Here is a 16,738-nt window from a genome sequence, read left to right on the forward strand (position 1 = left end):
AGCGGCCCTTGCATTGACTCAGGCTAGAGCGATCAGTGGGTGATGATCTTGGCCAGGAAGTCACGTGCGCGTTCCGAGCGCGGCGAAGCGAAGAACTCGTCCTTGGCGCAATCTTCCACCACCAGGCCCTTGTCCATGAAGACCACGCGGTTGGCGACCTTGCGGGCAAAGCCCATTTCGTGGGTCACGACCATCATGGTCATGCCTTCCTGGGCCAGGCCGACCATGACGTCCAGCACTTCATTGATCATTTCCGGGTCCAGCGCCGAGGTCGGTTCATCGAACAGCATGGCGATCGGGTCCATCGACAGTGCGCGGGCAATCGCCACGCGCTGCTGCTGGCCGCCGGAGAGCTGGCCGGGGAACTTGTCCTTGTGTGCCAGCAGGCCCACGCGGTCCAGGTACTTCAGACCCTTTTCGGTAGCCTCTTCCTTGGAACGACCCAGCACCTTGATCTGGCCGATGGTCAGGTTCTCGCGGATGGAGAGGTGCGGGAACAGCTCGAAATTCTGAAACACCATGCCGATGCGCGCGCGCAGCTTGGACAGGTTGGTCTTGGGGTCGCCCACCGAGACGCCATCGACCGTGATGGTGCCCTTCTGGAACGGCTCCAGACCGTTGACGGTCTTGATCAGCGTGGACTTGCCCGAACCGGACGGGCCGCACACCACCACCACATCGCCCTTCTTGACGGAGGTCGAGCAGTCGGTCAGGACCTGGAAGCTGCCGTACCACTTGCTGACGTTGTTGAGTTCAATCATTGGATTCTCCTGGATTTCTGAATTCTGGATTCACTGGCCGCCACCTGGCGCAACAGCGCACGGGCGGCGGCCGTCAAAGGCATTAGCGGATGATGGCGATCTTCTTCTGGAAGCGCTTCACCAAGGCCGACAGGCTGAAGCTGAGGATGAAGTAGACCACGGCCACGAACAGATACATTTCCACCAGACGGCCATCACGCTGCGCGATCTTGGAGGCGCTGGTGACGAAGTCGGGCACCGAACCCAGCACGTAGACCAGCGACACGTCCTGGAACAGCACGATGGTTTGCGTGAGCAGAATCGGGGTCATGTTGCGGAAGGCCTGCGGCAGCACCACGTTGCCCATCATCTGCCAGTAGTTCATGCCGATGGCATAGCCGGCGAACACCTGACCACGCGGGATGGACTGGATACCCGAACGCATGATCTCGCAGTAATACGCCGCCTCGAACAGGATGAAGGTGATCAGGGCCGATTCGAAGGCGCCGACCTGGATAGGCTCGGAGGCACCGATGATCCAGGCGCCGATGAAAGGCACCAGGAAGTAGAACCAGAAGATCACCAGCACCAGCGGAATGGAGCGGATCAGGTTGACGTAGGTCGTGGCGACGAATGACAGCGGCTTGTTGGACGACAAGCGCATCATGGCCAGGAGCGTACCCAGGATGATCCCGCCCAGCATGGCCGAGAAGGTCAGGATGAGCGTGAACTTCAGGCCGGTCGTGAAGAGGTAGACCCAGGAACGCTGGATGACGTCGAAATCGAAATTGCTGAACATGGATCAATGCCCTCCTGCGCTGGTGCTGCCGCCGGTGATATAGCCGGGAACGGCGGTGACTTTTTCCAGCAGACGCGCCAGGAACAGCGCGATGACCGAAATGATCACGTAGATGATGGTGGCGCCAGTGAGGGCCTCGAAGGTCTGGAAGGTGAATTCGCGCATCGAGTAGGTCGCCGCGGTCAGTTCCACCAGACCGATGGTCAGCGCCACCGAGCTGTTCTTGATGATGGCGGCAAATTCGTTGGTCAGCGCCGGAATGATGATGCGGAAAGCCATCGGCAACAGCACATAGCGGTAGGTCTGCGTGGGCGTCAGGCCCAGTGCGGTGCCGGCCATGCGCTGGCCGCGCGGCAGCGCCTGGATGCCGGTGGTCACCTGCACGGCCACACGGGAGGAAGTGAAGAAGCCCAGGGCCAGGGTCGCGGTCACGAAGGACGCATCCGGCAGGCTCTTGATCCAGTCACCGAGGGCCTTGGGCAGCAGTTCCGGTATCACGAAATACCACAGGAACATCTGCACCAGCAGCGGGATGTTGCGGAACAGTTCCACGTAACCGTTGGCAATGCGCACGACCCAAGGCTTGGTGGTGGTACGCAGGGTACCGAAGATGGTGCCCAGGACCAGTGCCATGATCCAGGCGCAGGCGGCCGTGGCCAGGGTCCATTTCAGGCCCGCCAGCAGCGTATCGATGTAGGGGATGCCATCGGGAGACATCTCCCAGAAGATTCCCCAATTCCAGTTGTAATGCATAAATGGCCTCGTCTGTGTTCGAAGTCTGTGTTCTCGGGCGCGGTCACCAGGCAAATGCCGCGCCGCTTCTTGTTGGGTCAGCACCGGCGCCACCCCTGCCTTGCTGCCGGGCAAGCGGGGCAGCTCCGGCTAAACAAAACGGGGGACAGGCCCCCGTTTCATCCAATTGCATGAAGCAATGTGCTGATTACTTCTTCTTGCCCATGTTCTTCTGCGCTTCCGGCACGACAGCGTAGGCAGCCGGATCGTAGGAGTCCGTCGGCTTGGCCAGCACGGCCTGCAGCTGCGGGCTCATCGGCACGTTCAAGTTGACACCCTTGGGCGGGATCGGCGACTGGAACCACTTGGCGTAGATCTTCTTGATGTCGTCACCCTTGTAGACCACGGTCAGCGCATCGTCCACGACCTTCTTGAACTCCTTGTCACCCTTGGGCAGGATCAGGCCGTACGGCTCGACCGACAGGGCTTCCGAGGACACCTGGTAGTCGCCCGGCGCCTTGGAGTTGGCAGCCAGCGAGGACAGCAGGATGTCGTCCATCACGAAGGCAGCGGCACGGCCGGTTTCCACCATCAGGAAGGCTTCGGCGTGGTCCTTGGCAGCCAGGATGTTCATGCCCAGGTTGCGTTCGGCGTTCAGCGCAGTAATCTGCTTCAGGTTGGAGGTGCCGGAGGTCGACACGATGGTCTTGCCCTTGAGGTCATCCAGCGTCTTCAGGTTGGCCGACTTCTTGGACAGGAACTTGTTGGCGGTCACGAACTCGGTCATCGAGAAGGCCACCTGGTTCCAGCGCTCCTGGTTGTTGGTCGCGGAGTCGCAGGAAATGTCGGTGGTACCGTTGGCGATGAGCGGAATGCGGGTGGCCGACGTCACGGGCACCATCTTGATGTTCAGCGAGGTCAGGCCCAGCTTCTTCTGGATCGCGGTCGCGGCCTTCAGGCACAGGTCGATCGAGTAGCCCTGATAGGACTGCTTGTCGTCCAGATAGGAGAAGGGGATCGACGAATCGCGCACACCCAGCGTCAGGGTACCCGAGTCCTTGATCTTCTTCAGACGGCCGGTGAATTCCTCAGCATGCACCGAGCTCATCAGTACGCTTGCCCCAACCAAAACCCCTGCTAGCTTCAATAACTTCATTGTGTGACCTCCTGGAAAAATTTTTTACGTAACGTATCAAATGACCCGCTGGCGGATCCGCTTGCGCGGAGCCCGACATCGGGCTGGCCGGCCGAATTGACGAACCTGTTATTGTTCTCTGCCGTGTCGCCTATTCTGTGTGCTAACACAGTTCTTTGCCAGCTTTGTTTGATGCACCACTGGTGACGTCTTGCAACGACCACCCCCTCGGTGATCCACAGGCTGGCAAATTACCCAAGCGCAACTGGCGGCGGGCGCATTGTACGACATATGCCGCCCGGTCAGGCAATCCGCAAAAACCCTCATGGCCGCAACACCACGATCCGATGCGCTGAGGACGGCTTCGCACCACGCAGGAAGCGCTGGCCCAGCCACAGACGCCACGACAGCACCCCCGTTCCGGTCAGCAATATCCATGCCAGAAACCAACTGCACAGGCCACACGCGAGCGTGCAGGCGCAGCCGACGACACGGTCTGTCGAGGCGACGGGCAAGGGCTTCGAGAGAATCCGGAAGTGGCAGCGCCAAGCCCGTGTGGAGGCGGCTTGCGAGGCGATATGAAGAAAAGTGCAAGGAAGCAGCGAGCGCAGCGTCCTGGGGACGAATGCGAGTGCGGCAGGGATGAAGGGATCTGTCAAAAACACGTCGCCTCGTCCACAGTGCAAGGTCGGCTGGCACGCCCTGCGAGGCAGACGCCGAACCGGACGCACATGCGGCAGCGCCCGACATGTCGATGCCGGGTCCCGTACTGAAGATATTGCGCCGCAAGGCTGGTTGGCCTGCGGTGCGCATGCGCACTGCAACCACGTCTCCTCCGAACCAGAGTGTTCTGGAATCATGGCCGACGATCTGTGGCGCACTGCGCCGCCGTCTTGGGCCGTGGTGGTCCGGTGCTCGCCGGACCGATCTTTCAAGGCATCACTGCATCACGGATACAGACCGCGCATCTCGCGCGCCTGCAGCACGCGGGTACAGGCCACGATGAAGGCTGCCGTACGCAGCGACACCTTCTTCTCTTCGGCCAGCTGCCAGACGGCGGCAAAGGCTTCGCGCATGATGCGGGTCAGGCGCAGGTTGATTTCGTCTTCGGTCCAGAAGAAGCTGGAGAAGTCCTGCACCCATTCGAAGTAGCTCACCGTCACGCCACCGGCGTTGGCAATCACGTCGGGCACGATCAGCACGCCCTTGTCGCGCAGGATGTCGTCGGCAGCCGGCGTGGTCGGGCCGTTGGCGCCTTCCAGGATGATCTTGGCCTTGATCTGATTGGCGTTGGCTTCGGTGATCTGCTGTTCCAGTGCGGCAGGCACCAGAATGTCGCAGTCGACCGACCAGAATTGGGCACGATCGGTGATCTCGTCCGCACCAGGGAAACCCTTGACGCTGCCATTGCTGGCGACGTACGTCTGCAGTGCCGGCACGTCCAGGCCAGCGGCGTTGAAGACCGTGGTCACATGATCCTGCACGGCCACCACCTTGGCGCCGGCTTCAGCGAACAGGCGTGCAGCGATGCCGCCGACGTTGCCGAAACCTTGCACCGCGACCTTGGCATCCTTGATGTCCATGCCGCGCTTGACAGCGGCTTCGCAACCGACCACGAAGACGCCGCGACCGGTGGCTTCATGACGGCCGAGGCTACCGCCCAGCGAGATGGGCTTGCCGGTAACCACGCCCGAAGAGGTGCTGCCCTGATTCATGGAATAGGTATCCATCATCCAGGCCATGATCTGCGAATCGGTGTTGACGTCGGGAGCCGGAATGTCCTTGTTGGGGCCGATGATGATGCCGATCTCGCTGGTATAGCGGCGCGTGACGCGCTGCAGCTCACCACGGGAGAGAGTCTTGGGATCGACGCGGATACCGCCCTTGGCGCCACCATAGGGCACGTTCACGGCGGCATTCTTGACGGTCATCCAGGCCGACAGCGCCATCACTTCGGAGAGCGTCACATCCTGGTGGAAACGCACGCCGCCCTTGCCGGGGCCGCGCGAGGTGTTGTGCTGCACGCGGTAGCCTTCGAAGTGGGCGATGGTGCCATCGTCACGTTCGATGGGGACATCAACCACCAGGATGCGCTTGGGTCGCTTCAGGGTTTCCACCCAGCGCGCCAGCGAGCCCAGGTAGGGTGTCACGCGGTCGATCTGTTCGAGATACACGCCCCACGGACCGATGCCGTGCGGGACGAGATAGGAAGGCACTTCGTGATTAGGTACGTTCGACATGATGCAATCGCTCCTTTGGATAGCCGTGCTGTTCAAGACGAGAGGCCTGCAAATTCCGAAGTTCGCCAAGGCATGTTACTCCGTCGGCAGCGGCCTGCAAGTCGCGCCGGCAGGGCGCGCACCAAGGCGGCGACGGAGGCGCGCCTGCCAGCCCGGCCCTGGTGCGCCAGCTGGAAATTCGTGCCTGTCCGATTCAGCGCCGCCATCGTAGCCAGCCGGCCAAAACAAGGCTAATGCTTTGTGAGCATGTAATTATGCAGCGCCTGCATAACCTTTGAAAACCCTCTATCACAAAGGGATTGCGCCGTTCTAGCCTGTTAATTTTTGATCAGGATTCGCGTTTTTCAGTAGTGCGTGCCGACTTTGCGCCCGCAGCCCTTGCGGGGCTGGCGGGAGCCGACCTGGGACGCTCACCACGCTCGCTGCGCCCCGTCTTTTCTTGCCGCTGCGCATCCAGATCCACCAGGTATTCCCACAGCCGCGCCACCAGCGCCTTGCCGGTACGCTGCGCGGTCGGACGTTCACGATAGAGGCGGATTTCCATCTCCACTTCCCACTCCCCGGTCGGACCATCAGTGCGGGCGAGCTGGCGATTGCGCACCTCGCGCACCACCGAGGATTCCGGCAGGAAGGCCACCCCGTGCCCCTCCAGCGCCATCATCTTGAGACTTTCCGACATGTCGGTCTCGTAGTGCTTCATCAGGTGCAGCGGGCGCTTGGTGTCGGCCATCATCAGTTCCACCATGCGGCCCAGGTAGGCATTGCTGGTGTAGGAAAGAAACGGCACGGGCGCCTTGGCACTGCCCGGAAAGACGTAATCCGGCTTGCCATTGCGGTCGCAGCGCGAATACGGACGCAGGGTTTCGGTGCCCATGGTGAGCATGTCGTAGCGGCTGGCATCGAGCTGCACCGGCTGGCGCGGATGGTGATAGCACAGCAGCAGGTCGCAGCCGCCTTCGACGATGGTCATGACGGCATCGTGGACGTTGAGCGCGATCAGGCGGGTATTGATGGAGCCGAACCCCGACTCCAGGGCGCTCAACCACTTGGGCATGTAGGTCAGCGAGAGCGTATGGGGGACGGCGAAGTCGATGGTGGTCTGGGCCGTGGGCCGCTTGCCGCGCAGCAGGGCGCGGGTGTTGTTGATCTGGCCCAGCATGGCCACGGCCTGTTCATAGAAGACTTCGCCGGCGGCCGTCAGGCGCGTGGGATAGGAGGTGCGGTCGATCAGGTCGGTGCCCAGCCAGGCTTCCAGCGACTGGATGCGCCGCGAGAAGGCCGGTTGCGTCACATGCCGCAGCTCCGCCGAGCGACTGAAACTGCGCGTCTCCGCCAGGGAGACGAAATCCTCAAGCCATTTGCTTTCCATTGCCCGCCCACTTCCCTTTCCAGGTCGAATGGGCGAATTGTGCCGCTGCGCCCGCGCCGGCGCAAGCTGCACGCGCGTATGGAGGCCTTAGCGCCGTCCGGCCGGCATCAGCACCGTGGGTTCGGCGTCCGGCTCGCCTGCCGGCACGGCGCCCTCGGGTTGCGGCAGCGCCGAACCACCCTCGTCCTCGGCCCCGGCCTGCTGGCGCAGCCACATCTGCGCATACAGACCATTGGCCATCAACAGTCCTGCATGCGTACCGCGTTCGACGATGCGACCGTGATCCATCACCAGGATCTGGTGGGCATTGACGATGGTGGACAGGCGATGCGCAATGACCAGCGTGGTCCGCTCACGGGCGATTTCTTCGAGCTGTTGCTGGATGGCCTGCTCGGCGCGCGAGTCGAGGGCCGAGGTGGCTTCATCGAAGATGAGGATGGCCGGATCCTTGAGCAGGGTGCGGGCAATCGCCACGCGCTGCTTTTCACCGCCCGACAATTTCAGTCCGCGCTCGCCGACCATGCTCGCATAGCCTTCCGGCAGCGATTCGATGAAGTCGTGGATATAGGCCGCCTTGGCCGCCGCCACGATCTGCTCTCGCGTGGCGCCGGGCTTGCCGTAGGCGATGTTGTATTCGATGGTGTCGTTGAACAGCACCGTGTCCTGAGGGACGATGCCGATGGCCTGGCGCAGCGAGGCTTGCGTGACATTGCGCACATCCTGCGCGTCGATACGGATGGCGCCCTGGTCGACGTCGTAGAAGCGATACAGCAGACGCGACAGCGTCGACTTTCCCGAACCGCTGTGGCCGACCACGGCGGTGGTGGTGCCGGCCTGCACCTTGAAATCGACATCGAAGAGGATCTGGCGATTGCGCTCGTAGCTGAAGTCCACATGCTCGAAATGCAGTTCCGCACCTTGCGTCCTGAGCGGCTGCGCACCGGGCCGGTCGGCCACTTCGCGGTTTTCTTCCAGCAGCGAGAACAGGCGTTCCATGTCCGCCAGACTCTGCTTGATTTCACGATAGAGCACACCGAGGAAATTGAGTGGAATGTACAACTGGATCATGAAGGCATTGACCAGCACCATGTCCCCCAGAGTCATGCTGCCATCGATGACACCGGCGATGGCGCGCCACAGGATGAGCGTGACCGCAATGGCGATGATGGCGGACTGCCCGGTATTGAGCAGCGAGAGCGAACTCTGCGATTTCACCGCCGCGCGCTCATAGCGCTGCAGACCTTCGTCATAGCGGCGCGCCTCAAATTCCTCGTTGCCGAAATACTTCACCGTCTCGTAGTTGAGCAGCGAATCGATGGCGCGCGTATTGGCGTGCGAATCCAGCTCGTTCATGGTACGGCGGAAATGCGTGCGCCACTCGGTGACCGTGATGGTGAAGAGGATGTAGAGCACCAGCGCACCGGCGGTGATCAATGAGAACCAGATGTCGTAATGCGTGATGAGATAGGCCAGCACCAGCACGATCTCGATGATGGTAGGCAGGATCGAGAAGAGCGTATAGGACACCAGCGTAGAGACGCCACGCGTACCGCGTTCGATGTCGCGCGTCATGCCGCCGGTCTGGCGGTTCAGGTGGAAGCGCAGCGACAGCGCATGCAGATGGCGGAACACCTGCAGCGCGATGGTCCGCACCGCCCGCTGCGTGACGCGGGCGAACATCAGTTCACGCAATTCGGTAAAGAGTGCGGTGGCCAGCCGCAGTGCGCCATAGGCCACCAGCAGCCCGAGCGGCAACACCAGCAGGGCTTGCGGGTGGGCGGGCGTGATGGTCATGGCATCGACCAGCTTCTTCAACACCAGCGGCACGCCCACGTTGGCCAGCTTGGCACCGACCAGGAAGGCCAGCGCCAGCATCACGCGCCATTTGTAGGTCCACAGGTAGGGCAGCAGCGTGCGCACGACTTCCCAGTCGCCGCGCTGGCGTTTGATGGGGGCTTGCGGTGAGGAGGCGGAATTGGGGTAGCGGCGCATGAGCGGGTCAGGATGAAAGGGATCGGGCACGGCAATACAGCAGGAGGGCAACATCCGATACACTAGGCTGTTGCCGCGCCTGCGGGCGCACAGCCGCAAACCCGCAAACCCGAATTATAAGAGCCATCCCGGCGCGCCGCCGGACATCACCTGCAAAGGAGCCTTCCATGTCGTCCACCGTTTCCCAACTTCCGCCGGGCAAGGCGCCGCAATTGCGCGTCATGCCCATGCCGTCGGATGCCAACGTCTATGGCGACGTCTTCGGTGGCTGGATCATGGCCCAGGTCGACATCGCCGGCTCGCTGCCGGCTACGCGCCGCGCCAACGGGCGGGTGGCGACGATTGCGGTCAATTCCTTCCTGTTCAAGAATCCGGTGTTCGTGGGAGACCTGCTGTCCTTCTATGCCGATATCGTCAAGGTCGGCAATACCTCCATCACGGTCAACGTTGAAGTCTATGCGGAGCGCAATCGCCTGCAGACCGAGATCGTCAAGGTGACCGAAGCCACCCTCACCTACGTGGCCACCGATGAAAACCGCAAGCCGCGGCCGTTGCCGCCGCTGGATCCGGTGCGCGAAGCGGGGGCCAGCCCGGCGAGCTGAGCGCCGCTCTTCCCATCCTGCGGGCTTGAAAATTTTTCAGCCCGCAGGGTGCGGCACAGACGTATCGTTATGCCTCCCTCTCTGTCTTCCTCTTCCTCTTCTTCATATTGCCCATGACCTCCTCCAGCCGCCCTGTCGTCCTCATCGTCGCCCGTCTGCCGCAGCACCTGCTGGACTTGCTGCAGCAGAACTTCACCTGCCACAACCTCATCCTCGATCCGCTCACCGATGCAGCGCTCGATGCCATCGCGCCGCAGGTGCGCGGAATTGCCGCCAATGGCGAAGCCAAGGTCGGGCGCGAGTTCATGGCGCGCTTTCCGTCGCTGGAGATTGTCGCGGTGTTCGGGGTCGGCTATGACGGGGTGGATGTGCCGGCCGCCCGCGAGCGTGGCATCCATGTGACCCACACGCCTGACGTGCTCACCGAGGATGTGGCCGACATGGCCATTGCGCTGATGCTGGCCGTGGCGCGCAACGTGGTGCGGGCCGACCGCTTTGCCCGCAGTGGCGAATGGAAGAAGGGACCCTTCCCCTTCACCACCAAGGTCAGCGGCGCGCGCCTGGGCATCGTCGGCCTGGGCCGCATCGGGCAAGCCATTGCGCAGCGGGCGGCCGCGTTCGACATGCAGATTGCGTATCACAACCGTTCGCGCAAGGACGTGCCCTACACCTATGTGGAAGACATCGTCTCGCTGGCGCGCGAGGTCGATTTCCTGGTGATGATCACGCCGGGTGGTGCCGGGACGCGGGCGCTGGTCAATGCCGAGGTGCTGGAGGCGCTGGGCCCCAAGGGCTTCCTCATCAATGTGGCGCGCGGTTCGGTGGTGGATGAAAAGGCGCTCATCGCGGCGCTGCAGGCCGGGACGATTGCCGGTGCGGGGCTGGACGTGTTCGAGAATGAGCCGAACATTCCGGCTGAACTCGCCGCGCTGGAGAACGTGGTGCTGACGCCGCACATGGCCAGCGGCACGCTGGTCACCAGGACGGCCATGGCGGAACTTGCGTTCACCAATTTGCAGGCGCATTTTTCTGGCAAGCCGGTTGTGACGCCGGTACCTGATTGAAGCTTCATACAGGGGGAAAGCCGCTGCCGGAGGGGGGCACTGACAGCGGATTTTTGCCGATGGGTTCAGGGAAGGCGGTTCGGTCCAAGGAGTCTTGTCCTGAGTCATTCCATACTTGGTTGATGACTTGGGGTGTGCTATCACTACTGCGTGTCTGACTCGTCCAGCCACTCTTCAATGTCGATCCCCGAGAATGGGAATGTTGGCTCGCCGAACATGCGGAGAAGCGTCAGGTGCACATTGGCCTTCACTTTCACCAGATTTTCGAGCAGGAAGCTCCCGCCCAGGACGATGGCGGGCTGGAAACCATATATTTCATGCGGTTCAAGCGGACCTAGTTTGGATCGCGCACGTTCAAAGAGGGGCTGACCATCCTCGTCTTTCAGGTCAAACTGATCCGGCTCAAGGCATGCGAATAACGAACGAATCGAAAAATCCAAGTCTTCCTTGGATTTGGGCTTCAGTTCATTTTCGAAAGCAGAGACGCTATGGAGCACGCAGTTCATCGAAACGCTGCTGCCTGTCTTCTCTCCACACACGTAGAGTTTGCCAAATGCAGACCTCGCAATGACGTGGAAGACGTCAACTCCCTCCAATTCGGTGTCCGCGAGCCACTCATCGACGAGACCTGCATAGTCATCAGGGTTGACTGTGCAAAAGAGTCCATTGGCATATGCGGCCGTCTTCAAAGCGGACCAGCACAAAGGGCAAATGCCCCGGCAGCACGAACGACAGCAGCGTGTTGCCCGCTGCGTCCCGGGCTGTTGCGGCAGCCTCAGGACTCAGGTTGGACAGTGTGATGGTTTCATCGCCATCCAGATGAGGAATGACTTGCTGGTCCGCAGGCGCAGCGTTCCAGTACGCAAAATCAAAATCAGCGGGCAACCCGGGATGCCGCCCTTCCAGCCACTGCTGGTCGTAAGTGCCCGCGAGGCGCAGGCGGGGCTGCCAGGCGCGTCCGACAATGCCCAAGCCCACTGGCATGCACGCTTCACCAAAGCGTAACGGGGGCTCATTGCGCGCTTGAATTTGCGGCACGGGTACCCGGGTTGCTTTTGTCGCACGGAGATACCATTCCTCCGCAAAGCCAAGGCCTATCGGATTGTGTTCATGCACCGCATGGGCGATGGCTTGCTGCATATCGCCGTCAGTGGCAGATTCAGGCAACGGCTTGCGCTCTGGAAGTCGATGCTTTTTGTTCACACGTGTGGCCGCCGGGTCGGTTTCAAGAATCTTGTTCTCGCCTCCGTAGGCGTATTCGTAACGTAGTGGCAGCGTCGTGATGGCTTGTGGCGTAGTCAGCTTCCATGCGGGAAGCACAAACAGCGTCAGCGCCCGGAGCAAGGCAGAACGCCTGCGCCATTCGCGTGGACCCGTGACAAGCAGCGTCTTGGACAAAATGAGCGGGCCTTGCCTGGCCTGCTCCGTCAAGCGCGTACACTCTTGCCGCCACTGCGCCATGCGCTCGGGCGAAGCATGCTGCAAGGGATTCAAGCCATGAGGTTCAGGCGGCAACTCGGGCTCGACCGGCGCGCCGTTGATCTTGATGGCGACCTCGAACTCGCGGGCCGCGCGTCCCTGCGGCGCGTGCGCGTCGGCAATGACGATGACGTCGGTATGCGGCTTGTACGGCGCCAGATCCGATTCCTGCCTGACGCTGGAGCAGTTCAGTTCGCCGTAGTACTCGTCGGAGGTGACCAGCGGTGTTTGCTCGGGTGCGAGCAGGAGCTGGCCGTCATCCTGCAATTCAAAAGTCAGTCGCATCGCGACGACGTGAAAGCGCTGGTCATGCTGGTCGAGCGCGTCGAACGCCATCGCCGGATAAGGCGTGAGGTTGCGAAATTCCATGATCAGTGCCCGGTTAGTTGATATCGACGTCTTTGCCGGACAACTGCATCGGCCCGCTGGCCTCGATGCCGATCTCGGCACCGTTGATGGAGATCTTGCCGTCGGCCGTCATGCGCAAACTGGCCTTGCCCACCGAAATGGAAAGCTCCTCACCCGCCGTGATCGACAGGGTGTTGCCGACCTTGGTGATCTGGTTGATGCCAACGACCGTCGCCATCACAGTGCCCACGTTGAGGTTGTAGGCCAGGCCGACGTTTTCCATGCGGCCCATGCCGACGTTCTGCATGTAGGCCATGCCGATGGTTTCGGTCTTCATCCGCGCAACATGGGTCGACCAGTTCTTGCCGATCTGGTCCTTGCGGTTCTTGCCGATGGTCTTGGTACGGTTGCTGCCGATGCTGATGGTTTCGTTGTTGTCGACCGTCTCGGTGCGGTCATGCCCGATGTGGGAGGTCTCGTCGTGGTCGATGGTCTTGCGGCGATCATGGCCGACCCATTTGTCTTCGTCGTGCTCGACCTCGGTCAGCTGGTCGCGCTCGGCGTGCAGCCATAACTGCTCCTGGCCCTTCTTGTCTTCGAAGCGCAGCGCATTGGCATTGTCGTAGCCGCCCTTGGGCGTTGACCGCGTCAGGATGCCGCTCTGGGTCTTGTTCGCCGGCAGCTCCCAGGCGGGCATGTTGGCGGCATTGGGCACCATGCCGGTGATGAGTCCGCGATCCGGATTACCGTCCAGGAATTGCACGATGACTTCACAACCGATGCGGGGAATGAAGGTCGCGCCGAAGTTCGAACCTGCCCAGGCAGTGGCCACCCGCAGCCAGGCCGAACTCCCTTCATCGAACTCGCCGTCGCGGTCCCAATGAAATTGGACTTTGACCCGGCCATACTCATCCGTGTAGATTTCTTCGCCCTTGGGTCCCACGACAGTAGCCGTTTGCAGGCCATAGATTTTTGGCTCGACGCTGTTGAAGCCGCGGCCGGGACGCCAGGGAATGAGCTTGCGGATACAGGTGAAGCGGTTCTCGTAGTGCGGCGCAATGCCGTTGTTGACGTGGTAGTTGTTGGTGGCACTGTGGTGCGTGTCGATGATGAGGAATTCGCACTCTTCCTTGCTGCCGCCGTCGAAGTGGCCGGTGAGACGGAACCAGCGGCCAGGTACCACATTGCGGTTGTTGCCTGCGGCCTCGAAGAACTTGCCCGCTTGTTCGAATTCTTCCATGCGTTGCGTGGCGAGAAGGTCGCCGTCCTGGCGATCCTTGAATCCATAGGCACCGGCGTATTCGTAGGCCTCCTTGCGCAGGACCAGACCTTGATTGTTGCGTGTCGGGACCTCGACGGTTTTTGGCCAGGGGGATTTGAAATCGTAGGAAGTCAGGGTCACGCTTGCAGGCATGATGTGCCGCTCAGCTGACCATTCATGGATACCGTCTTCTTCCTGCGAACCGGCATGACGCTGGAATGCGATCTCTACGCCATCGATGGCCTCAGCCAGGGTGGAGTCGTCGCCCAGTACCAGCTTGTGACCGTTGGCCGTATGTTCATAGGCATAATGCCAGCCTGCGGCCTCCCAGCGCCTGCTCAGGTAATTGTGGTCGGACTCGTTGAACTGGCACGCCTCGGTCACGGGCAGGTCTTCCCCGTGATGGCGGAACTCCCAATCGGGCAAGGCGCTGTAATGCTCGAAGATGCTCCGCGTCTGCTCGTACAAACCCACACCATGGAACAGCATGCAGTTCGTGCGCAAGGAAAGATACTTCAGCCAGGGGCCTAGCCTGGCTTCGTAGAATGCGATATCGCCATCAGTCCTGACGAACCGGAAGCTGAAGACGTGACCGGTGAAGTAGCGCAGGCTGCCGTCTTGGCGGACGAGCTCCACGCAAAGCAGTTTGCCTTGGAGGTCCTTGAGTTCGAGCGTGGCATTGTCGGCCAACAGCTCGACGGTGAATTCGAAGTCGCGTGACAGACCTTCGCTGGCGTCGAGCTTGTTGACGAGCAGTTCAGAAAGGGGAGCGTCGTTGTGCGGGAAAGTGAGCCGCAGAATGCGGGCGTGCTGATAGTCTGAAAGCAGCCGTTCCAGACCCTGGAGGGTTTTGCGCATGCAGGATTCCTGTGTTCATCAAGTTTCCCTCCCTGATGTAACACCGGCGCGCATTTTAATATTTCCCAATGGAAACGTGCAACTCCTGAATGACGATGGCGAGCGACTGCATGAATTTTCGCCCCAAGGTGCAATAACTCTTCAGGCAAGGAGCCGGCCTGCCCCTCCAGAGAATCCGATCTGCTCAGGAAAATGACGACTCACCACCCGCCATGTTATGTGAGCCCAAACTGAAAAGGCCTGGGTCCGGTGCAATACCGAACTCAGGCCTTGATGCAGAAACTGACTGACGAACGCAAGAAGATCAGATTACGGCAGCGCTCGTTTCACGCCGCCTGCTTCTGCGCCGCCTTCGCAGGATCATCCCGCAACTCGCGGCGCAGAATCTTGCCCACGTTGGTCTTGGGCAGCTCATCACGGAACTCGATGTACTTCGGCTTCTTGTAGCCGGTGAACTGTTCCTTGCAGTACGCCATCAACTGCTCGCTGGTCAGCGACTTGTCCTTGCGCACCACGAAGAGCTTGACCGCTTCGCCGGTATGCTCATCGGGCACTCCAACGCAGGCGCATTCCAGCACACCGGGATGCTGCGCCACCACGCCTTCGATTTCATTCGGATAGACGTTGAAGCCGGAGACCAGGATCATGTCCTTCTTGCGGTCCACGATCCTGGTGTATCCGCGCGCGTCCATCACACCGATGTCACCGGTCTTGAAGAAGCCGTCCGGTGTCATGACCTTGGCCGTCTCGTCAGGACGCTGCCAGTAACCCGGCATCACCTGCGGACCACGAATGGCGATCTCGCCCGGCTGGCCCAGTGGCACAGGCTGGCCGTCGTCATCGAGGATGGCGATTTCGGTGGACGGCAGCGGCAGGCCGATGGTCCCGGTGTATTCATCAATGGTGCAAGGGTTCGCGCTGGCGATCGGCGAAGTTTCGGACAAACCGTAACCTTCGATGATGGGGCAGCCGGTCAGCTTCTTCCACTTGTCGGCCACGCTCTTCTGCACCGCCATGCCGCCACCCACGCAGCAGCGATAGCCGGAGAAATCCAGCTTGGCAAAGTCGGCATTGTTGAGCAGCGCGTTGTAAAGCGTATTGACCGCCGGGAAGGTGTTGACCTTGTACTTGGCCAGCTCCTTGACGAACCCCGGAATATCGCGCGGATTCGGGATCAGCAGGTTCAGCGCACCTTCACGCGTGCCCAGCAGGTTGCAGACGGTGAGTGCAAAGATGTGATACAGCGGCAGTGCACAGACGAACACCAGCTGGTCGATGGGCTTGCCGGACTTCAGCGCCGGGGTCAGCCATTCTTCGGCTTGCAGCACGTTGGCGATCAGGTTGCGATGGGTCAGCACCGCCCCCTTGGCCACGCCCGTGGTACCACCAGTGTATTGCAGGAAGGCGACATCATCGGGCGTGAGCAATACCTTCTGCAAGGTCTTGCCCTCGCCCTGCGACAGCGCGCGGCTGAAGGAGACGGCATTGGGCAGCGACCAGGCCGGCACCATCTTCTTGACGTGCCGCACCACCAGGTTGACGATGGCCCCCTTGAGCATGCCGAGCAGCTCGCCCATGCTGGCCACCACGATGTGCTTGACCTGGGTATGGGCTACCACCTTCTGCAACGTGCAGGCAAAGTTCTCCAGCACGAAGATGGCTTCGGCACCGGAATCCTTCAGTTGGTGTTCCAGCTCGCGGGCAGTGTAGAGCGGATTGACGTTGACCACCGTGTAGCCGGCACGCAGGATGGCGGCAATGGCGATCGGGTATTGCAGCACGTTGGGCATCATGATCGCCACGCGAGCACCCTTCTGCAGGCCCAGGCCTTGCAGCCACGCGCCCATCGCACGCGACATGGCATCGAGTTCGCCATAGCGGAGATACTTGCCCATGCAGACGTAAGCGTTCCGATCGGCATGCTTGGCGAAAGCCTCTTCGATCATCTGCACCAGCGAACCATAAGCGCTGGGATCGATATCAGCGGGAACGCCTGCGGGATACGATGCAAGCCAGAATCTTTCCATAGTGTGTCCTCTGTCTCCGGTCATAACGTGCGCTGGGGCTGCGCAGTGAGGCAAGACCACCGCGTTGGCGCGCACAGCAAAAAAAGCACGAG

Annotated in this window: 13 protein-coding genes and 1 pseudogene; 2 read left to right on the plus strand and 12 right to left on the minus strand. The window is 61.1% G+C overall.

Going from position 1 to position 16,738, the window contains the following annotated elements; genetic code table 11:
- Positions 1-32: 32 nt before the first annotated feature.
- The 7 genes from HWE01_RS02150 to HWE01_RS02180 form a co-directional block, all read right to left on the minus strand.
- On the minus strand, positions 33-761 hold the full coding sequence (locus HWE01_RS02150; RefSeq protein WP_008331909.1) for an amino acid ABC transporter ATP-binding protein: 729 nt from the start codon (positions 759-761) through the stop codon (positions 33-35).
- A gap of 82 nt (positions 762-843) precedes the next feature.
- The gene (locus HWE01_RS02155) at positions 844-1,539 is read right to left on the minus strand and encodes an amino acid ABC transporter permease (RefSeq protein ID WP_008331911.1); all 696 of its coding nucleotides are present in this window, start codon (positions 1,537-1,539) and stop codon (positions 844-846) included.
- A 3-nt stretch (positions 1,540-1,542) separates the two neighbouring features.
- A complete protein-coding gene (locus HWE01_RS02160; protein WP_241820978.1) occupies positions 1,543-2,292 on the minus strand; it encodes an amino acid ABC transporter permease in 750 nt (249 codons plus the stop codon).
- Between the two features lie 187 nt (positions 2,293-2,479).
- Positions 2,480-3,427 carry an amino acid ABC transporter substrate-binding protein gene (locus HWE01_RS02165; protein ID WP_034350981.1) on the minus strand — a complete coding sequence of 316 codons (948 nt, stop codon included), beginning with the start codon at positions 3,425-3,427 and terminating at the stop codon, positions 2,480-2,482.
- A gap of 926 nt (positions 3,428-4,353) precedes the next feature.
- Entirely contained in the window at positions 4,354-5,646 is a 1,293-nt protein-coding gene (locus HWE01_RS02170) for a Glu/Leu/Phe/Val family dehydrogenase (RefSeq protein ID WP_241820979.1), read from the minus strand.
- A gap of 328 nt (positions 5,647-5,974) precedes the next feature.
- Entirely contained in the window at positions 5,975-7,015 is a 1,041-nt protein-coding gene (locus tag HWE01_RS02175; protein ID WP_241820980.1) for a LysR family transcriptional regulator, read from the minus strand.
- Positions 7,016-7,102: 87 nt separating this feature from the next.
- Positions 7,103-9,007: an ABCB family ABC transporter ATP-binding protein/permease gene (locus HWE01_RS02180; protein ID WP_241820981.1), complete on the minus strand. Its 1,905-nt coding sequence runs from the start codon at positions 9,005-9,007 to the stop codon at positions 7,103-7,105.
- 167 nt (positions 9,008-9,174) lie between these two features.
- Here HWE01_RS02180 and HWE01_RS02185 point away from each other — a divergent pair, with 167 nt between their 5' ends.
- Together HWE01_RS02185 and HWE01_RS02190 are read left to right on the plus strand one after the other, a co-directional pair.
- Positions 9,175-9,609: an acyl-CoA thioesterase gene (locus tag HWE01_RS02185; protein WP_241820982.1), complete on the plus strand. Its 435-nt coding sequence runs from the start codon at positions 9,175-9,177 to the stop codon at positions 9,607-9,609.
- Positions 9,610-9,722: 113 nt separating this feature from the next.
- Complete coding sequence (locus HWE01_RS02190; protein ID WP_241820983.1) at positions 9,723-10,673, plus strand: 2-hydroxyacid dehydrogenase; 951 nt, start codon at positions 9,723-9,725, stop codon at positions 10,671-10,673.
- 143 nt (positions 10,674-10,816) lie between these two features.
- On the opposite strand, the gene HWE01_RS02195 is transcribed toward HWE01_RS02190, so the two are convergent.
- The 5 genes and pseudogenes from HWE01_RS02195 to HWE01_RS02215 all read right to left on the minus strand — a co-directional run bounded on the left by HWE01_RS02195 (position 10,817) and on the right by HWE01_RS02215 (position 16,646).
- The gene (locus tag HWE01_RS02195) at positions 10,817-11,179 is read right to left on the minus strand and encodes a DUF1851 domain-containing protein (protein ID WP_008331924.1); all 363 of its coding nucleotides are present in this window, start codon (positions 11,177-11,179) and stop codon (positions 10,817-10,819) included.
- Positions 11,180-11,227: 48 nt separating this feature from the next.
- Positions 11,228-11,377, minus strand: a pseudogene (locus tag HWE01_RS02200) (GAD-like domain-containing protein); the annotation flags it as partial.
- Positions 11,313-12,521: a DUF2169 family type VI secretion system accessory protein gene (locus HWE01_RS02205; RefSeq protein ID WP_241820984.1), complete on the minus strand. Its 1,209-nt coding sequence runs from the start codon at positions 12,519-12,521 to the stop codon at positions 11,313-11,315. The pseudogene HWE01_RS02200 and the gene HWE01_RS02205, both read right to left, overlap by 65 nt.
- 13 nt (positions 12,522-12,534) lie before the next feature.
- The gene (locus HWE01_RS02210; RefSeq protein WP_241820985.1) at positions 12,535-14,619 is read right to left on the minus strand and encodes a type VI secretion system Vgr family protein; all 2,085 of its coding nucleotides are present in this window, start codon (positions 14,617-14,619) and stop codon (positions 12,535-12,537) included.
- A gap of 326 nt (positions 14,620-14,945) precedes the next feature.
- Positions 14,946-16,646: a long-chain fatty acid--CoA ligase gene (locus HWE01_RS02215; protein ID WP_241820986.1), complete on the minus strand. Its 1,701-nt coding sequence runs from the start codon at positions 16,644-16,646 to the stop codon at positions 14,946-14,948.
- Between the last annotated feature and the right edge of the window lie 92 nt (positions 16,647-16,738).

It is taken from the genome of Herbaspirillum sp. C7C8, assembly GCF_022627875.1.
Taxonomy (GTDB): domain Bacteria; phylum Pseudomonadota; class Gammaproteobacteria; order Burkholderiales; family Burkholderiaceae_D; genus Herbaspirillum.

Bases quoted from the DNA above. Each gene is read 5' to 3' on its own strand.
- HWE01_RS02155 (WP_008331911.1), bottom strand. From the start codon at position 1,539: ATGTTCAGCAATTTCGATTTCGACGTCATCCAGCGTTCCTGGGTCTAC.
- HWE01_RS02150 (WP_008331909.1), bottom strand. From the start codon at position 761: ATGATTGAACTCAACAACGTCAGCAAGTGGTACGGCAGCTTCCAGGTC.
- HWE01_RS02190 (WP_241820983.1), top strand. From the start codon at position 9,723: ATGACCTCCTCCAGCCGCCCTGTCGTCCTCATCGTCGCCCGTCTGCCG.
- HWE01_RS02205 (WP_241820984.1), bottom strand. From the start codon at position 12,521: ATGGAATTTCGCAACCTCACGCCTTATCCGGCGATGGCGTTCGACGCG.
- HWE01_RS02160 (WP_241820978.1), bottom strand. From the start codon at position 2,292: ATGCATTACAACTGGAATTGGGGAATCTTCTGGGAGATGTCTCCCGAT.
- HWE01_RS02180 (WP_241820981.1), bottom strand. From the start codon at position 9,007: ATGCGCCGCTACCCCAATTCCGCCTCCTCACCGCAAGCCCCCATCAAA.
- HWE01_RS02210 (WP_241820985.1), bottom strand. From the start codon at position 14,619: ATGCGCAAAACCCTCCAGGGTCTGGAACGGCTGCTTTCAGACTATCAG.
- HWE01_RS02170 (WP_241820979.1), bottom strand. From the start codon at position 5,646: ATGTCGAACGTACCTAATCACGAAGTGCCTTCCTATCTCGTCCCGCAC.
- HWE01_RS02175 (WP_241820980.1), bottom strand. From the start codon at position 7,015: ATGGAAAGCAAATGGCTTGAGGATTTCGTCTCCCTGGCGGAGACGCGC.
- HWE01_RS02165 (WP_034350981.1), bottom strand. From the start codon at position 3,427: ATGAAGTTATTGAAGCTAGCAGGGGTTTTGGTTGGGGCAAGCGTACTG.
- HWE01_RS02185 (WP_241820982.1), top strand. From the start codon at position 9,175: ATGTCGTCCACCGTTTCCCAACTTCCGCCGGGCAAGGCGCCGCAATTG.
- HWE01_RS02195 (WP_008331924.1), bottom strand. From the start codon at position 11,179: ATGAACTGCGTGCTCCATAGCGTCTCTGCTTTCGAAAATGAACTGAAG.
- HWE01_RS02215 (WP_241820986.1), bottom strand. From the start codon at position 16,646: ATGGAAAGATTCTGGCTTGCATCGTATCCCGCAGGCGTTCCCGCTGAT.